At 49.9% G+C, this 16,448-nt stretch carries 11 protein-coding genes; 8 read left to right on the top strand and 3 right to left on the bottom strand.

Annotated elements, in window-relative coordinates; translation table 11 throughout:
* Window positions 1–44: 44 nt before the first annotated feature.
* A complete protein-coding gene (locus DWZ45_RS09425; RefSeq protein ID WP_118468754.1) occupies window positions 45–1,055 on the bottom strand; it encodes a nucleoid-associated protein in 1,011 nt (336 codons plus the stop codon).
* Between the two features lie 7 nt (window positions 1,056–1,062).
* Window positions 1,063–2,778, bottom strand: coding sequence for a hypothetical protein (locus tag DWZ45_RS09420; RefSeq protein WP_022358765.1), 1,716 nt, complete (start codon window positions 2,776–2,778; stop codon window positions 1,063–1,065).
* Window positions 2,779–3,028: 250 nt separating this feature from the next.
* Here DWZ45_RS09420 and secG point away from each other — a divergent pair, with 250 nt between their 5' ends.
* From secG to hcp, 4 genes are all read left to right on the top strand, one after another.
* Window positions 3,029–3,265, top strand: a complete 237-nt coding sequence (secG, locus tag DWZ45_RS09415; protein ID WP_107000428.1) for a preprotein translocase subunit SecG — start codon at window positions 3,029–3,031, stop codon at window positions 3,263–3,265.
* A gap of 615 nt (window positions 3,266–3,880) precedes the next feature.
* On the top strand, window positions 3,881–5,986 hold the full coding sequence (gene rnr, locus DWZ45_RS09410) for a ribonuclease R (protein ID WP_118468835.1): 2,106 nt from the start codon (window positions 3,881–3,883) through the stop codon (window positions 5,984–5,986).
* Window positions 5,987–6,035: 49 nt separating this feature from the next.
* Complete coding sequence (smpB, locus tag DWZ45_RS09405; RefSeq protein WP_022358767.1) at window positions 6,036–6,500, top strand: SsrA-binding protein SmpB; 465 nt, start codon at window positions 6,036–6,038, stop codon at window positions 6,498–6,500.
* A gap of 285 nt (window positions 6,501–6,785) precedes the next feature.
* Window positions 6,786–8,378, top strand: a complete 1,593-nt coding sequence (gene hcp, locus DWZ45_RS09400) for a hydroxylamine reductase (RefSeq protein WP_182426653.1) — start codon at window positions 6,786–6,788, stop codon at window positions 8,376–8,378.
* Between the two features lie 303 nt (window positions 8,379–8,681).
* On the opposite strand, the gene DWZ45_RS09395 is transcribed toward hcp, so the two are convergent.
* Window positions 8,682–10,061: an MATE family efflux transporter gene (locus tag DWZ45_RS09395; protein WP_118468752.1), complete on the bottom strand. Its 1,380-nt coding sequence runs from the start codon at window positions 10,059–10,061 to the stop codon at window positions 8,682–8,684.
* Between the two features lie 237 nt (window positions 10,062–10,298).
* On the opposite strand from DWZ45_RS09395, the gene DWZ45_RS09390 reads away from it, so the two are divergent.
* The 4 genes from DWZ45_RS09390 (at window position 10,299) to DWZ45_RS09375 (ending at window position 16,429) form a co-directional block, all read left to right on the top strand.
* Window positions 10,299–10,535: a hypothetical protein gene (locus DWZ45_RS09390; RefSeq protein ID WP_022360338.1), complete on the top strand. Its 237-nt coding sequence runs from the start codon at window positions 10,299–10,301 to the stop codon at window positions 10,533–10,535.
* Window positions 10,536–10,909: 374 nt separating this feature from the next.
* Window positions 10,910–11,695: a ZIP family metal transporter gene (locus DWZ45_RS09385; RefSeq protein WP_118468831.1), complete on the top strand. Its 786-nt coding sequence runs from the start codon at window positions 10,910–10,912 to the stop codon at window positions 11,693–11,695.
* Window positions 11,696–12,180: 485 nt separating this feature from the next.
* Window positions 12,181–14,100 carry a DNA gyrase subunit B gene (locus DWZ45_RS09380; RefSeq protein ID WP_118468750.1) on the top strand — a complete coding sequence of 640 codons (1,920 nt, stop codon included), beginning with the start codon at window positions 12,181–12,183 and terminating at the stop codon, window positions 14,098–14,100.
* Window positions 14,101–14,185: 85 nt separating this feature from the next.
* Window positions 14,186–16,429, top strand: a complete 2,244-nt coding sequence (locus DWZ45_RS09375) for a DNA topoisomerase (ATP-hydrolyzing) (RefSeq protein WP_118468748.1) — start codon at window positions 14,186–14,188, stop codon at window positions 16,427–16,429.
* Window positions 16,430–16,448: the final 19 nt, after the last annotated feature.

Raw genomic sequence — 16,448 nt, 5'->3', positions numbered from 1 at the left:
CGCTATCATTTCACTCAGCGGACAAATAAATTTTGTGTGAGACGCTATTTACTGCTCAACACCCCTATATTTTTAATCAACACCGAGATTGTCCCGTCCATGTTGGTGATAAACTCCACATGGTCGGGATTTCTGTATTCTTCCATCGGGATCGTGATCTCGATGCCGGTGTCAGTGTACAGCTTCTGTTTCTGGAATTTCTTGATCGTCTGCTCATTTTTCGGCGCGACCGTCTCGTAGGAGAGGTTGTAGCGGTCGAGCTTTTCATCCAGCTCCTCGAGCATCTCCGGGCTGCCGGGAAACACTTTTTCGCGCAGTTCGGACACCTTGATTTCGCCCTGTTCCTCTAATTCATTACAGATAATGTCTTTGATTTCCATCTTTTTCTGTGCATCCTCGTCGCCGTAATATTTTTTGGCAACCTGATCGACGGCGCGGGTGACGATGTCGAGCTTGGATTTCTGGGAGAGCGGGGCGCGGCATTCGAGGAAGAGCTCGGAGAAATAGAAGCATTTTTCGCCGTTGACCTCATATTTTTTCTCAGCCAGAATCAGGGAGCCGTCGGAGAGATCGAGGACAAACGCCTCGGAGAGGCGCTGTCCCTGTCCCGGAAGCAGTGCGCGCTGTAAAATGATCTCGTTGCTGTTGCCGCCGTCCGTTTCCCTGGTCTGATGCGTGTAGGAGGTCTTGTAGTTCATCTTTAAGAATGCCAGATAATCCTTGCCCTTGCAGCCGAACACGGTCATCGCCACATCGGCGGCTGGAATGTCAATATTCGCATTCATGATGTCGTAGAGGCGCTCGGCGAGCTGTTTGCTCGTCTCGACGAAATTGTCCGGGGTGCAGTTTTGCAGCAGCTCTTTGACCTCGGATCCTTCAGCAAATGTACAGTGCTTGACATCGTCACTTTCCGTGATTTTCTCGATATGCGCTTTCAGGAAGTCGGAAAAATCGGGTCCGACCTCCATGTTCTGGTCGGAGAGAACCGGGATTCCCACCGAAGAATCGAGGATGTGCACGATGGCTGCCTTTAAAATCATATCTTCACTTTTCAATGTTATCTTACCTCCAGGTTATAACTTCTTTTGTAGAACCATTCTCGACGCACTCAAAGGAAACGGAGTCGCCCGCCTGCACGAACGGAAGCCGCTCGGAAACGGTGATCGCAGCGGTGTAGACGCTGTCGGTGCGGTCATCGGTCAGCGTGAAATAGTAGTAGGTGTTACCGGAAACGACGACATTCTCGATCGCCTCGACCGTGCCGGAGACAGTTTCGCTTGCCGCTGGTTCCTTGGCAGTCGGATCTTCGATTTCCTCCTGTCCCAGCGTCTCACGGTAATTGCGCTTCGCCTCATCGATCGTCTGTCCGGTGCCGACGATCTGGTACTGCGCGACATCGACGAACGCATACATTTTCACAAGCCCTGCAGCATCTTTCAGGGAAATGAAATATGCCGGTCGCCCGGAAATATTTAAGAGAAGCGGGAAGGTCGCACTGTAATTTAAGTGCTGCACCTGTCCGCGCGCGGAATCCATTGCGGCGAGCTCGGTGGCGCCCGGAACAGTGTAAAATTTCGTTTCTTTCGTCCGCAGGTTGACGAGGACGAAGCCAATGTTCGACTCATCTGAGGTTACAGAGCTCATGCCGGTGTACAGCCACACATCGTCGTCGATGGCGAGATAGTTGTAGCCGTAGGTCGTCCGGCGCACGCCGCGCTGACCGAAGATGGAGTTTAAATAACCATTCTGGAATCTGCCGTTGTCGTCGAGCTGTTCCATGATGAGGTTCGAATCATAGAGCTGGTCGATCCACTGCGGGACATCCGCTTTGGCGTACCACTTAGATTCGCCGGTCTCAGCATTGACGAGGATCGCGCCGTCGATGTCCTTGCCGTTCCACCAGCCGATCCGGTAGGCGATGGTCGGCGCCACCCAGTATGGGTTTCCATCGTCGTCGATCTCGAAGGAGACCGTCTCAAACATCCGTGTCGGGTAGCAGAAACGGATGTAGCGGTTGATATTGCGGAAGAAATATTCACTGGTGGAATACTTCATGCCGGAGGACAGCCAGACGAGATCGGTATTCTGATCGACCATATTGACAGCAATGTATGCCGGAAGTCCCTTCTTCTGGTTGTACAGCCACTTGATCGGGTCGGCATAGCGCAAAGGCGTCACGCGGTACGGTGTCCCCTTGTAGTTGATCTGTGTGTAATTTTCCTGAATCTCAAACTGGGAGACCAGGTCGGTCATCTCACCGAGCTTTTTGCTTCCGAGCCGGGAGGCGGTGTCCTTATCAACGACCGGGATCTGCGACATGCCAAGCTCTGCGACATCTGAGGCAAAATCGCCCTCGGTAACGGTGATCAGATCGCGGTAGCGGGACGCATTAAAAAGCTGGACGCCCGCCGCCGAGGCGATCAGGGAAAAGAAGATCAGGACAGCGATCGCGATCGTGCCATATTTGCACGGGCGTCCCATCGCCTTAAAACCGGCAAACGGACTGCCGGAGGCGTCGGCGTACTTGCGCCGCAGAACCATCCGTCCGGTCACAGGATCGCGCACGATCTCGACGCCGCGGTTTTGCTGCACTGTTTTCAGGAATATGAGAATGCTTTCCATAAAGTTGACTGCCAGTACAATCAGAATGCAGATAATCAGGAATACGATGAAATCCTGATCGTGCAGATTGATGGCTGGCATCATGGTGTAGAACACCAGGAAAATAAGGACGGCAGAGAGAAACAGACGCCCAAACGCCGAAGTGAATTTTTTCAAAATAGAACCCTCCTGACTTGTTTTATGATAAAAAATAGCTGTTCCCATGAAAAAAAGGATTTCGCTGATTGTAAATGTGATAGAATTCTATTGTATCGCACGACGGGAGATAAAATCAAGCCCGGTAACGGAATTTGCCGTGGCTTCGCATTTAAATACGGCAAATTCCCGGGTTGAAGTCGGGAAAAAAACAGTTGTCCTTCCGCCGAAAATATGCTATGATTACTATGTTTATTCAGGAGGTGCGAAGATGATCAAGACGATCCTTACGATCATATTTATTATTATCTGTGTATTCCTGTCGGCGGTAATCCTACTGCAGGAGGGCAAATCGGCAGGTCTGTCCGGTTCCATCGGCGGTATGGCTGACAGCTACTGGGGCAGAAATAAAAGCCGTTCTATGGAAGGAAAGCTGGAGAAGCTGACCAAATATGCTGCAATTCTGTGGCTGATCCTTGCATTAGTTTTGAATTTGAAATTCCTGTAAGGAACCTTTAAGAGGCTGTCGCGTGGCAGCCTTTTTTTCATATTGAGAAAGAGAAGTGAGATAAATTTGAACATATTTGATAAAATCATGGGAAAAATAAAGAGAAGCGAGGCTCAGAAATACGCAAAACAGCAGAAGCGCCAGGCGCAGATGCAGAGTGCGGCAGCTTCACAGAAAGAGGAAGGACAGAAAATGCCGGAAAATCGCAGGAGAGAAAGAGAGGCGTTTGAAAAACGTCAGCAGACGGAGATGAAGCTCTCGGACGAGATGCTGGAGACGATCCGGAAAAATGCAGAACAGCGGTTTGCGATGCGGAAAGAAGAAGCGCGGGGAGAGAAAATGTCCGGAGAAAGCCGGGAGAGCAGCGTACAGCGCCAGATTGACGGGGATGGGCTGATCGGCGAGTGGGAAGAGAGGTACGGAAAAAAGAAGAAAAAACCGGAGCGTGCGAAAGGTCCGAAAGAGGAGTCGGTGCGCCAGAAAAAGGATAAAGCGGGAAAGAAAGACCGTGATCGAAAGCTTGAGCGTGAGATGGATAAGAAGCGCGAAAAGCGCGGCAAGAAGGAGCGTGAGGATGCTGGCGCTTCCGAGGAGGAGTTTACCCGCCGCTGCAAGATGATTCAGGATGTCATGAATGAACCGGCATACGTGCCGATGAAGCTGAAGGAGCTGGCACTTCTTTTAAATATTCCGAAGGAACAGCGCCGGGAGCTGCAGCGGGTTATCGATCATCTGCTGGAAGAGGGAAAAATCAGCATGTCCCGCAAGGGCAAGCTGGGACGCCCGGAGACATTTTCAGAGGCAGGTATTTATTCGGGACACCCGAAGGGCTTCGGTTTTGTGACAATCGAGGGACGTGAGCAGGATGTGTTCGTTCCGCGTGAAAAAACAAAGGGCGCGATGCATGGCGATAAGGTGCTGGTTGTGATTGAGCAGGAGAGCGACGGCGGACGCAGAGCCGAGGGAAGTATCGTGCGGATCCTGGAGCACGCCAATCAGGAGCTGGTCGGTCTGTATGAGAAAAACGGCGGTTTCGGTTTTGTGATTCCGGACAATCCACGGATTTCACGCGACATTTTCATCCCGCAGGGGTGTGACGCGGGCGCAGTGACCGGTCATAAGGTCATCGTGAAGATCAAGGATTACGGAAACAGCCCGGATAAGAAGCCGGAGGGCGTGATTACCAGCATTCTCGGACATATGAACGATCCGGGAGTCGATATTTTATCGATCGTAAAAGCATACGGTCTGCCGGAAGAATTTCCGCCGGAGGTCATGGCGCAGCTTGAAGAGATCCCGGATGCCGTCCGCGAGGAGGACAAGGCGGGACGCAAGGATCTGCGCGATCTGCCGACAGTCACGATCGATGGTGAGGAAGCGAAGGATCTCGACGATGCGATCACGCTGGAAAAGACGGAGCAGGGTTACCGGCTCGGTGTACACATCGCGGATGTGACCCATTATGTCCGCGAGGGCAGCCCGCTTGACCGCGAGGCATTAAAGCGCGGAACGAGCGTGTATCTGACCGACCGCGTCATTCCGATGCTGCCGCATAAACTCTCAAACGGTATCTGTTCCCTGAATCAGGGCGAGGATCGCCTGGCGCTGAGCTGTATCATGGAGATCAATGACAAAGGCGTCGTGATCGGACATGAGATTGCAGAGACATTGATCCGCGTCGATCGCCGGATGACGTATACGGCGGTCAATGCGATCATCACGGATGATGATGCAGAGACAAAGGAGAAATATAAGGAATTTGTGGATTTATTCCTGCAAATGAAAGAACTTTCGCAGCTTCTCCGCAAGAGGCGCCAGGAGCGCGGTGCGATTGACTTCGACTTTCCAGAGAGCAAGATTTTACTCGACGCCAAAGGACGCCCGATCGAGATCAAGCCGTATGAGCGCAACGCGGCGACGAAGCTTATCGAGGATTTCATGCTGATGGCAAATGAGACGGTAGCCGAGGACTATTATTGGCAGGAAATGCCGTTCCTCTACCGAATCCATGAGAAACCGGATGAGGAGAAGATGGCGAAACTCGGCACGTTCATCAACAACTTTGGATATACATTGCGGATGCCGGGCGGCGAAGTCCACCCGAAAGAGCTGCAAAAGCTGCTTGAAAAGATCGAGGGCACGCCGGAGGAGGCATTGCTCAGCCGTCTGACGCTGCGCTCCATGAAACAGGCGAAATATTCGACCTTGAACTCCGGTCATTTTGGATTGGCGGCGAAATACTATACCCATTTCACCTCCCCGATCCGCCGTTACCCGGATCTGCAGATCCATCGGATCATCAAAGAGTGCCTGCACGGCAATATGGATGCGCGAAAAACCGCCCATTTTGAAAAAATCCTGCCGGAAGTGGCAGTCCAGACCTCGGCACTGGAGCGCCGCGCTGACGAAGCCGAACGCGAGACTGATAAGATGAAGAAAGTCCAGTACATGGAACATTACATCGGAGAAGAATTCGAGGGAGTCATTTCCGGTGTCACCAACTGGGGCTTCTATGTCGAGCTACCGAACACGGTGGAAGGATTAGTTCATGTCAATGAACTGCGCGGCGACTATTTCGTATTTGACGAAGCACACTATGAGCTGGTCGGAGAGATGACGAGAAAGACGTACAAGCTCGGTCAGACTATCCGCGTCCGCGTGACTGCGTGCGACCGGTATGCGAGGACGATTGATTTTATGCCGGCGGTGTACTGGAAGTAGAAGATTGTAAAATAAGATGTAAAAAGTAGAGAGGGAAAGAGGAATTAAAATGGGAGCAGGAATCAAGATGGTGGCGAACAATAAGAAAGCCTACCATGATTATTTTATCGATGATAAATTCGAAGCTGGGATCGAGCTATTCGGTACCGAGGTTAAATCGATCCGCATGGGTAAATGCAGCATCAAGGAAGCATTTATCAAGATCGAGAGCGACGGTCAGGTGTATGTATTCGGCATGCATATCAGCCCATATGAGAAGGGAAATATCTTTAACAAAGATCCGCTGCGTGTGCGGAAACTTCTTCTCCACAAACTGGAGATCCGCCGCCTGATGTCAAAGATCAAAGAAAAAGGATATACGCTGGTGCCGCTGCAGGTGTATTTTAAGGGAAGTCTCGTAAAAGTGGAGATTGGTCTGGCACGCGGTAAGAAGCTGTATGATAAGAGAGATGATCTGGCGAAAAAGGATGCGAAGCGGGAGATTGACCGGGCGTTTAAGGCGAGACAGAAATAAAAGAAAAGATTCCATCTATGTACCGACTTCCAAATGTTAGACCTAAAAATCTAACGATTGGAGGTCGGTATTTTTACGGCTAAATATTCTTTTGAACTTAAAATTCTGTTTCGTTGTAAAAACAACTGAATTTCTGCCGGTATTTTTTTATAATACGCTTGTAAAGCTGAGAAAGACAAAAAGCCGGCAGCCTGGAAGTGCGCGAATGTGTTCTTGAACGTGAGGGTGCCGCAGGTTAGAAATAATGGCAGTTGATTGCAGAACAACGAAAAGGAGTTATAAAGTATGGAGCGGAAAATGTTTTGTTACCAGTGTGAGCAGACGGCAGGCTGTACGGCCTGTACCGGCAATGCCGGTGTGTGCGGCAAGAGAGCGGACACCGCCAGGCTGCAGGATAAGCTGACGGGTGCGCTGATTGGCCTTGCAAGAGCGACGGAAGGCAATGAATACCTGATTACCGGGGATACCAGCAGGCTTGTATTGGAAGGATTGTTTACCACGGTAACAAATGTGAATTTTAACAATGACACCATCACTGAATTGATCCGGCGGGTTGAAAAAGAGAGAGAACGCCTGGTGCCTGATTGTTTCGTGTGCACGGTCTCCTGCGGCAAAAATAACAATTATGATATGAATAATCTCTGGGAGGCAGACGAGGATGTCCGTTCTCTGAAATCGCTGATTTTGTTCGGAATCCGCGGCGTTGCGGCGTATGCTTACCACGCGGCCGTTCTGGGATATACCGATGACACGATCAATCGCTTCTTTTTTAAGGCGCTCTTTGCGATTGGCATGGATGACTGGGGCATGGACGAGCTGCTTCCGATTGTCCTGGAAGTGGGTGAAATCAACCTCAAGTGCATGGCGCTTCTGGATCGAGCCAACACCGAAACTTATGGAAATCCTGTTCCGACGCAGGTGTCTCTGACCGTGGAGAAAGGCCCGTTTATCGTTATCAGCGGCCATGATTTATACGATTTAAAACAGCTCCTTGAGCAGACGAAAGATAAGGGCATCAACATCTACACTCACGGTGAAATGCTTCCGGCGCACGCTTATCCGGAACTGAAAAAGTATCCTCACCTGAAGGGCAATTTCGGCACGGCATGGCAGAACCAGCAGAAGGAATTTGCAGATATTCCGGCTCCGGCTCTCTTTACGACGAACTGCCTGATGCCTCCGAAAAAGAGCTATGCCGACCGGGTGTTTACGACGGAAGTCGTATCTTATCCGGAAATGGTACACATCGGCAAAGAGAGAGATTTTACGCCGGTTATTGAAAAGGCACTTTCACTGGGTGGTTATCCTGAGGATATGCATTTTACAGGCATAAACGGCGGCAAAACAGTCATGACTGGATTTTCCCACCATGCGGTTCTTTCAGTGGCGGATACGGTCATCGATGCCGTTAAATCGGGAGCCATCAAACATTTCTTTCTGGTCGGCGGATGTGACGGTGCCAAGCCGGGACGCAATTATTATACCGAATTTGTAAAGCAGACACCGGCAGACAGCATTGTTCTGACCCTTGCCTGCGGCAAATACCGGTTCAATGATCTGGATCTGGGTACGATTGGCGGTCTTCCGAGAATAATGGATATGGGACAGTGCAACGACGCTTACAGCGCCATCAAGGTTGCGGTGGCACTGGCAGAAGCATTTGACTGCGGTGTCAACGATCTGCCGCTTTCCATGGTGCTCTCCTGGTATGAGCAGAAAGCAGTGTGTATCCTGCTGACACTGCTTCATCTGGGGATCAAAAATATTCTCCTCGGACCGTCCCTTCCGGCATTTATCTCTCCGAATGTGCTGCAGTATCTGGTGGAAAATTATAACATTGCACCGATCAGCACACCGGAGGAGGATCTGCACAGATGATATTGGGCGCGAGTGCAAAAGCCCCGATCGAGGGGGACAATTGTACGTCTCTATTCTTTTGTAACGTGCAGCTATGAATTTGACAATGCTCGGACGATTCTGTATGCGTATGAGACAACGGAATAATTAAGCGGATATTCGATGAAAAAGGAAATAGATAAAAAGAAGTCGTGATAATATAATAAGGACGCAGAACCGCCGCAAAAAAGTATAAATAAAAAGGCAGCTATAAAACAGATAAAGAAATTCAAAGAAATATCTGTTTTACAGCTGCTTTTTATTTACAGGCTTGTGCGATATATTTTAAACTGCTTCCTGTTTCTGCAGTTTCGTCAATTTCCGCCAGATGGTAAAAAGCATCGTTCCAAAGCAGGCAATTCCGCCGATAAAGTTGGAAATTGGTTCGGCGGCGAATACGCCGTTGGTGCCCATTCCGAACATACCTGGTAGCAGGATTGTCAGCGGAACGACGATGATTACTTTTCGGAAAATAGAGAAAAAGATCGCTTTTTTTGATTCTCCCAGACCGACGAAAATCGACTGTCCGGAGAATTGGAGCGACATCATAAAGAATCCGAAAAAGTATAAGCGGATCGCCGGAATACCTGCCGCAATGAGTTCTGCATCCTGATTAAAAATGCGGATAAAGAATGCTGGGAAACCATCGACGATCAGCCAGATACCGGTCGTATATAAAATTGCAATAAAAGAGGTAAAGACGATTGCCTTTTTAACGCGGCCGTATTCTTTTGCCCCATAATTGAAACCGAGCACCGGCTGAGCGCTGTGGGTAACGCCGGTTACCGGAAGAGTTGCAATTTCACGGATGGAGTTGATAACGGTCATAACACCGACGTAGAGATCGCCGCCGTATACCTGTAAGGTTGCGTTGCACATGATCTGGACGGTGCAGTTGGTGATCGCCATCGTGAAACCGGACAGACCGAGTCCGACGATTTTCCGGACCCTCCGTGCGGAAAGGCGCATCGAAGAACGTCTCAGTTTCAGAATTGTTTTGTCACTGGTTAAAAACCGCAGAATCCAGATGGCAGAGAGAAGCTGCGACAGGATGGTGGCGAGCGCCGCGCCGCGGATTCCCATGTGAAGCATAAAGATAAAAATCGGGTCGAGCAGGATATTGGCGGCAGCGCCCAAAAGGACGGTCATCATGCCGATGCGCCCGAATCCCTGTGAATTGATGAACGAGTTCATGCCGAGTCCGACCATCACGAACAGGCTGCCGAGCAGATAGATTGTAATGTAGGCGTCCGCATATGGATAAGTAGCGTCGCTGGCTCCGAACAGATACAGCATTGGTTTGCGGAATATCAGGCAGAGTACGGTCAGAAGCATACCGGAAATAACCATCATGGAGAAGGAATTTCCCATGATCGCCTCGGCTTCTTTGATATCCCCGCGTCCGCGCTCAATTGAGCAGAGCGGCGCGCCGCCCATGCCAAACAGGTTGGCAAATGCGATGACGAGCGTGATGATCGGCAGCGAAAGCCCGATGCCGGTCAAAGACAGGGTGGCATGATCGGGTATGCGTCCGATGTAGATGCGGTCAACGATGTTGTACAGGACATTGATAAGCTGCGCCAACGTCATCGGGATCGCGAGATTCATGATATTTTTAACGATACTTCCTTTGGAAAAATCGTTCTGTGTATTGGAAGCACTCATACAAACTCCTTTTTTCTTGCGTTTGGATACAATCTGATATTATAATAAGGAAAAAGAAATTTGTCCAGAGAGAAAGTCATTCAAAAGAGATTCAAAAAGGAAGTATATTATCAAAAAATGCGTTTTATTGAAATGGAGATTACTCGGATTGATGAAAAACTTGGTTTTTAAACGAATCGATATTGCACAAATAAGAGATTTGTGCTATTCTCAAAGAAAACGAAAGGGGTATGTATTATGCCGAGAGGACCGAAACGTTCTGCATTAGAAGTAAACAAAGAGAAGCTGGCAGCGGTAGAAGAGAAGCTGGCTAAATTAGAAGAAACCGTTAAAGCTCTGAAAGCAGAGAAAAAGGAATTAGCGGCTGAGATTCGTAAAGCTGAATTAAGCGAATTACTGGATGCGATCGAAGAGAGCAATTTAAGCGTAAACGATGTTCATGAGTTTATTAAACAGAATTCTGAGCAGAAATAAATTAAAAAGTGATAAATCATTGTATTCAAAGAATGAAAAGAGAACTGGAAATTAGGGACATCCTGATTTTTGGTTCTCTTTTTTTGTTTGCGGAAAGACGTTTGCAAACGAGAAACATATGAAAGAATGCCGATGTATAAACAGAGGGTTGTTTGAATCGGATTTGAGCCGGGATTGGCGGATGAAACCGCTTAATGATAAAAAGGAACCGTGCAAAAGAAAGGCGCATATGCTACAATAGGAATATTCAATCAGAGGAACTTGAGATGACTTCTTTGAACGACCCGGTACATCAAAGAGAAATAGAAGAAAAAAAACGAGGTTCCGGGAAAAGAACCGTTCAGATGTTTAAAAAGAAAAAGAAAGGAATGAATATGGATCAAAATACGCTTCTTGGGGTTTTGATTCCGTTTGTCGGTACGACGGCGGGAGCAGCCTGCGTCTTTTTTTTGAAAAATGAGTTAAAGCCGATCATCCAGAAAACGCTTCTGGGATTCGCATCGGGGGTGATGGTGGCGGCGTCGGTCTGGTCACTTTTAATTCCGTCGATGAATATGTGCGAAGCGATGGGGCATCTGGCATTTCTGCCGGCATCCATTGGTTTTATGGTGGGTATTCTGATGCTGCTTTTGCTGGATCGTGTGATCCCGCATCTGCATCTGGGAAGTGATGAGCCGGAGGGGCATGTGTGCGGGCTCAAGAAGACGACGATGCTGGTTCTGGCGGTCACACTTCACAATATCCCGGAGGGCATGGCGGTCGGAGTGGTATTTGCCGGATTCTTAGCAGAAAAGAGCGGTATCACGCTTGCAGCGGCGCTGGCGCTTTCGCTTGGAATCGCGATTCAGAACTTCCCGGAGGGAGCGATCATTTCCCTGCCGCTTCGGAGTGAGTCAGGGATGAGTCGGAAAAAGGCATTTGCGATGGGAACACTCTCCGGTATCGTCGAGCCGATCGGGGCGCTTGCGACGATCGCCGCGTACCGCTATCTGGAACCGGTTCTGCCGATTCTCCTGGCGCTTGCAGCAGGGGCGATGATTTACGTGGTTGTGGAGGAACTGATTCCAGAGTCGGCGCAGGGCAGTCATTCCGATATGGGAACGATCGGATTTGCGGTTGGATTTGTGTTGATGATGATTCTGGATGTGGCGCTGGGATAAAAGAAAGCAGGCAGTGCTGGCATGGAATCCGGTTGTCTGAAAAAAGCGAACATTTGTTCTGAAAAATGCGTTGCAAAATTTTTGAATTTATGTAATAATATTTGTAGCTGTTCAGTAGGTCCGCGCATTTACTGCGCTGACCGTACGAAAACATGGACCAGCAGGCAAAAATCCCATTGCCGCAGGCAATCTTTAATGGTTTTTTGCGTGTGACTGTGAAGGTACTGAACAGTTACTAATATTTTATAGTAAATGAGAACGGTTTACTACTTTTTCGCTAATGAAAAGTCTATAAAACAATGGCTGGCGGGTGTGATGCCAGAGAGTTAGAATGTTCTATTTGCATGATTTCAAAGTCATAAAATAAATACGTATTATAAGTGGAAGAAATCAGCTTGACCTGTGAAATAAAAGCTGCCGTTTGCATCACACGTGTAAATGGCAGCCAATATTATTCCCAGGTCGGGCACAGGAGGAATGAATCTATGGGTAAAACACAGTATGATGCGGACAGCATAACGGTCCTGGAGGGGCTGGAGGCTGTCCGTAAGCGTCCTGGTATGTATATAGGAAGTGTGGGAACGAAGGGACTGAATCACCTGATCTATGAGATCGTGGACAACTCGGTCGATGAGCACCTGGCGGGTGCCTGTTCCCAGATCCGCGTGACACTGGAGGCGGACGGCTCCTGCACCGTCCGGGACAATGGACGCGGTATTCCGGTGGAGATGCATAAAAAGGGTATGGCAGCGGAGCGGATTGTGCTCTCGACCTTGCACGCGGGCGGCAAGTTTGACAACAATGCGTACAAGACGAGCGGCGGTCTGCACGGTGTCGGTTCATCGGTTGTCAATGCCCTCTCAGCGCATCTGGAGGTCAATGTATATAAAAATGGACAGATCCATCACGATGCGTATGAGCGCGGCATCCCGACGGTTGAACTGATCGATGGTCTTCTGCCGGTGGTTGGAAAGACAAGAGAGACCGGAACGGAGATCAATTTCCTGCCGGATCCGGAGATTTTTGAGAAAACGCGGTTCAAGGCGGACTGGCTCAAGAGCCGCCTGCATGAGACGGCATATCTGAACCCGAAGCTGACGATTCTTTATGAGAATAAGCGGGCAGGCGAGGCTGAAAAGGTGACTTATTCGGAGCCGGACGGCATCGTGGCGTATGTGCGCGAGCTGAACAGCACGAAGACGCCGATTCATGATCCGATTTATTTTAAGGGCGTCAGCGACCAGATCGAGGTTGAAGTGGCGTTCCAGTTTGTCGATGCATTTGAGGAAAATGTACTCGGCTTCTGCAACAATATTTTCACACAGGAGGGCGGCACGCATCTGGCGGGCTTTAAGACGCGTTTTACCCAGATGATCAACAGCTATGCGAAAGAGCTGGGAATCCTGAAGGAAAAAGATACAAAATTTACAGGACCGGATACGAGAAACGGCATGACAGCGGTTGTGGCGGTCAAGCATCCGGATCCGATCTTTGAGGGGCAGACTAAGACAAAGCTGGCGAGTGCCGATGCGACAAAAGCGGTGTTCAGCGTGACAGGGGACGAGCTGCAGCTTTATTTTGATCGGAATTTAGAGGTGTTGAAGGCGATCATCGCCTGTGCGGAGAAATCTGCAAAGATCCGGAAGGCAGAGGAACGCGCCAAGACCAATATGCTGACGAAATCCCGTTTTTCCTTTGACAGCAACGGAAAGCTGGCAAACTGTGAGAGCCGCGAGGCGGAGAAGTGTGAGATTTTCATTGTCGAGGGAGATTCCGCGGGCGGTTCAGCCAAGATGGGACGAAACCGCCGCTATCAGGCGATCCTGCCGATCCGGGGCAAGATTTTAAATGTGGAGAAAGCTTCGATGGACAAGGTGTTGGCGAATGCCGAGATCAAGACGATGATCAATGCGTTCGGCTGCGGCTTTTCGGAAGGATATGGCAATGATTTCGATATTGCGAAGCTGCGTTACCACAAGATCGTCCTGATGACGGATGCCGATGTGGACGGAAGCCATATTGATACGCTGCTTCTGACTTTCTTATACCGTTTTATGCCGGAATTGATTCAGAACGGGCACGTATATATTGCGATGCCGCCGTTATTTAAGGTGATTCCGAAAAAGGGAAAAGAAGAGTATCTATACGATGAGAAAGCATTGGAGCGCTACCGCAGAACCCACACAGGGGAATTTACCCTGCAGCGCTACAAAGGTCTGGGCGAGATGGATGCGGAACAGCTCTGGGAGACGACGTTAAACCCGGAGAACCGTGTGCTCAAGCGTGTGGAGATCGAGGATGCCCGGATGGCGTCGGAGATCACGGAGATGCTGATGGGAAGCGACGTGCCGCCGAGACGGCAGTTTATCTACGATCACGCGGATGAGGCGGAGATAGATGCTTAATAGAAAGATTATGAGTAACTGTGAAGGCACTGAACAGTTACGATTATGAAAGTATATGACAGGAATTTAGGAGATAGAAAATAGAATGGCTGAAACGATCATTACGACAGAATATTCAGAGGAAATGCAGCGCAGCTATATGAACTACTCGATGAGTGTCATCACGGCCCGCGCCATCCCGGATGCGAGGGATGGTTTGAAACCGGTACAGCGCCGCGTCCTTTACGATATGGGGGAGCTGCATCTGGGGCACGACAAGCCGCACCGGAAATCGGCGCGTATCGTCGGTGATACGATGGGTAAATACCACCCGCACGGCGACAGTTCGATCTATGAGACGCTGGTCGTGCTTTCCCAGAGCTTTAAGAAGGGAATGCCGCTGGTAGACGGACATGGAAACTTTGGTTCCATCGAGGGCGACGGGGCGGCGGCGATGCGTTACACGGAGGCGCGTCTCCAGAAGTTTGCGGAGGAAGTGTATTTAAAGGATCTGGACAAGACCGTCCGGTTTGTGCCGAACTACGATGAGACGGAGAAAGAGCCGGAGGTTCTGCCGGTCCGCGTGCCGAATCTGCTGATCAACGGTGCCGAAGGAATTGCGGTCGGCATGAGCACCAGCATTCCGCCGCACAATCTGGGCGAGGTCATCGATACGGTGATGGCGTATATCGATCAGCCGGAGATGGAGACGGAAGCGCTTCTGAGCGTCTTAAAGGGACCGGATTTCCCGACCGGCGGCATCATTGCGAATAAGAGTGAACTTCCGGCGATCTATGAGACAGGAACGGGGCGCATCAAACTGCGTGCCCGGATGGAGGTGGAGCTTGGAAAACGCCGTTCTGACCGGGACAAGCTGGTGATCACGGAGATTCCGTACACGATGATCGGCGCTGGCATCAATAAATGTCTGTCGGATATCGCAGATCTGGTTGAGTCCAAGAAACTTGCCGATGTGGTGGATATTTCCAACCAATCGAATAAAGAAGGAATCCGGATTGTTCTGGAACTCAAGAAAGACGCGGATATTGAGAAAATCCAGAATATTTTGTATAAAAAGACAAAACTGGAGGATACGTTCGGTGTCAATATGCTGGCGATCGCGAATGGACGTCCGGAGACGCTGAATTTAAAGGGAATCTTAAAGAATTATCTGGATTTCCAGTATGAAAATAATACCCGCAAGTATCAGGTGCTTCTGGAAAAGGAGCAGGAGAAGAAGGAGATCAAGGAAGGTCTGATCACAGCCTGCGACTGCATCGATCTGATTATCGCGATCCTGCGTGGTTCGAAGAATCTGAAAGATGCGAAAGCCTGCCTGATGGAGGGCGATATTTCCAAAATCCAGTTCCGCACACCGGGATTTGAGGAAGATGCCAAGAAGCTTCATTTTACGGAGAAACAGGCATCTGCGATTCTGGAAATGCGTCTCTATAAACTGATCGGCCTGGAGATCTTGGCATTGCAGAAGGAGTACAAAGAGACACTTCGCAAGATCAAAGAATACCAGAAGATTCTCGGCAGCCGTGAGGCGATGGACGAGGTGATTAAAGAAGATCTGCAGTCAATCAAGGAAGAGTTTGCAGTGGAACGCCGGACGAAAATCGAGGATGGACGCGAGGCAGTGTATGACGAGGCGGCGGAGAGCGCCAGACCGGGCGTGTTCGTGCTGGACAAGTTTGGTTATTGCAAGATTCTGGAACCGTCGATCTACGAGCGGAACCGGGAGACAGTGGACACGGAGAATGTGTATGTACTGCCGTGCCATACGACGGATAAGATAGGATTGTTTACAGATCTGGGTGCATTCCATCAGGTGAAGGTGACTGAGATTCCCTTTGGAAAGCTGCGCGATAAGGGGGTGCCGATCGATAACCTGAGTAAATTTGATGCCACCAAAGAACGTCCGGTCTGTGTGGTGAATGCGGCGCAGTTAAAGGGACAGAAGCTATTATTTGCAACGAAGGATGCGATGATTAAGATCGTGCCCGGCGGGGAATTTGAGACAAATAACCGAACAGTGGCGGCGACCAAGCTGCAGGAGAATGATATGCTTCTCTCGGTACAGCCGGCGGACGGCATGAAAGAGGCGGTCATCCAGACGACCAGCGGTATCTTCCTGCGATTCCCGATCGAGGAGATATCGGAGATGAAGAAGAATGCGAAAGGTGTGCGCGGCATCAAGCTGGGGCGTACCGAGTCGCTGGAGACAATCCATCTGCTGGACGGCACTGAGGACGATCCGATCGTTATGTATAAAGAAAAACCGGTTCATTTGAGCCGTTTGAAAATAGGGCACCGCGATGGCAAGGGAAGCCGGGCGAGAAGCTAGAATCAAACAGAAAGATTCC

This window comes from Clostridium sp. AF32-7AC, assembly GCF_003477925.1.
Lineage (GTDB): Bacteria > Bacillota > Clostridia > Lachnospirales > Lachnospiraceae > Otoolea > Otoolea fessa.
The sequence above is the reverse complement of the archived record's forward strand: the minus strand, read 5'-3'. Positions and strand labels throughout refer to the sequence as shown.

Coding starts and splice junctions, on each gene's coding strand:
- secG (WP_107000428.1), top strand. CDS start 3,029: ATGATCAAGACGATCCTTACGATCATATTTATTATTATCTGTGTATTC.
- rnr (WP_118468835.1), top strand. CDS start 3,881: ATGATTCAGGATGTCATGAATGAACCGGCATACGTGCCGATGAAGCTG.
- smpB (WP_022358767.1), top strand. CDS start 6,036: ATGGGAGCAGGAATCAAGATGGTGGCGAACAATAAGAAAGCCTACCAT.
- hcp (WP_182426653.1), top strand. CDS start 6,786: ATGGAGCGGAAAATGTTTTGTTACCAGTGTGAGCAGACGGCAGGCTGT.
- DWZ45_RS09395 (WP_118468752.1), bottom strand. CDS start 10,061: ATGAGTGCTTCCAATACACAGAACGATTTTTCCAAAGGAAGTATCGTT.
- DWZ45_RS09390 (WP_022360338.1), top strand. CDS start 10,299: ATGCCGAGAGGACCGAAACGTTCTGCATTAGAAGTAAACAAAGAGAAG.
- DWZ45_RS09385 (WP_118468831.1), top strand. CDS start 10,910: ATGGATCAAAATACGCTTCTTGGGGTTTTGATTCCGTTTGTCGGTACG.
- DWZ45_RS09380 (WP_118468750.1), top strand. CDS start 12,181: ATGGGTAAAACACAGTATGATGCGGACAGCATAACGGTCCTGGAGGGG.
- DWZ45_RS09375 (WP_118468748.1), top strand. CDS start 14,186: ATGGCTGAAACGATCATTACGACAGAATATTCAGAGGAAATGCAGCGC.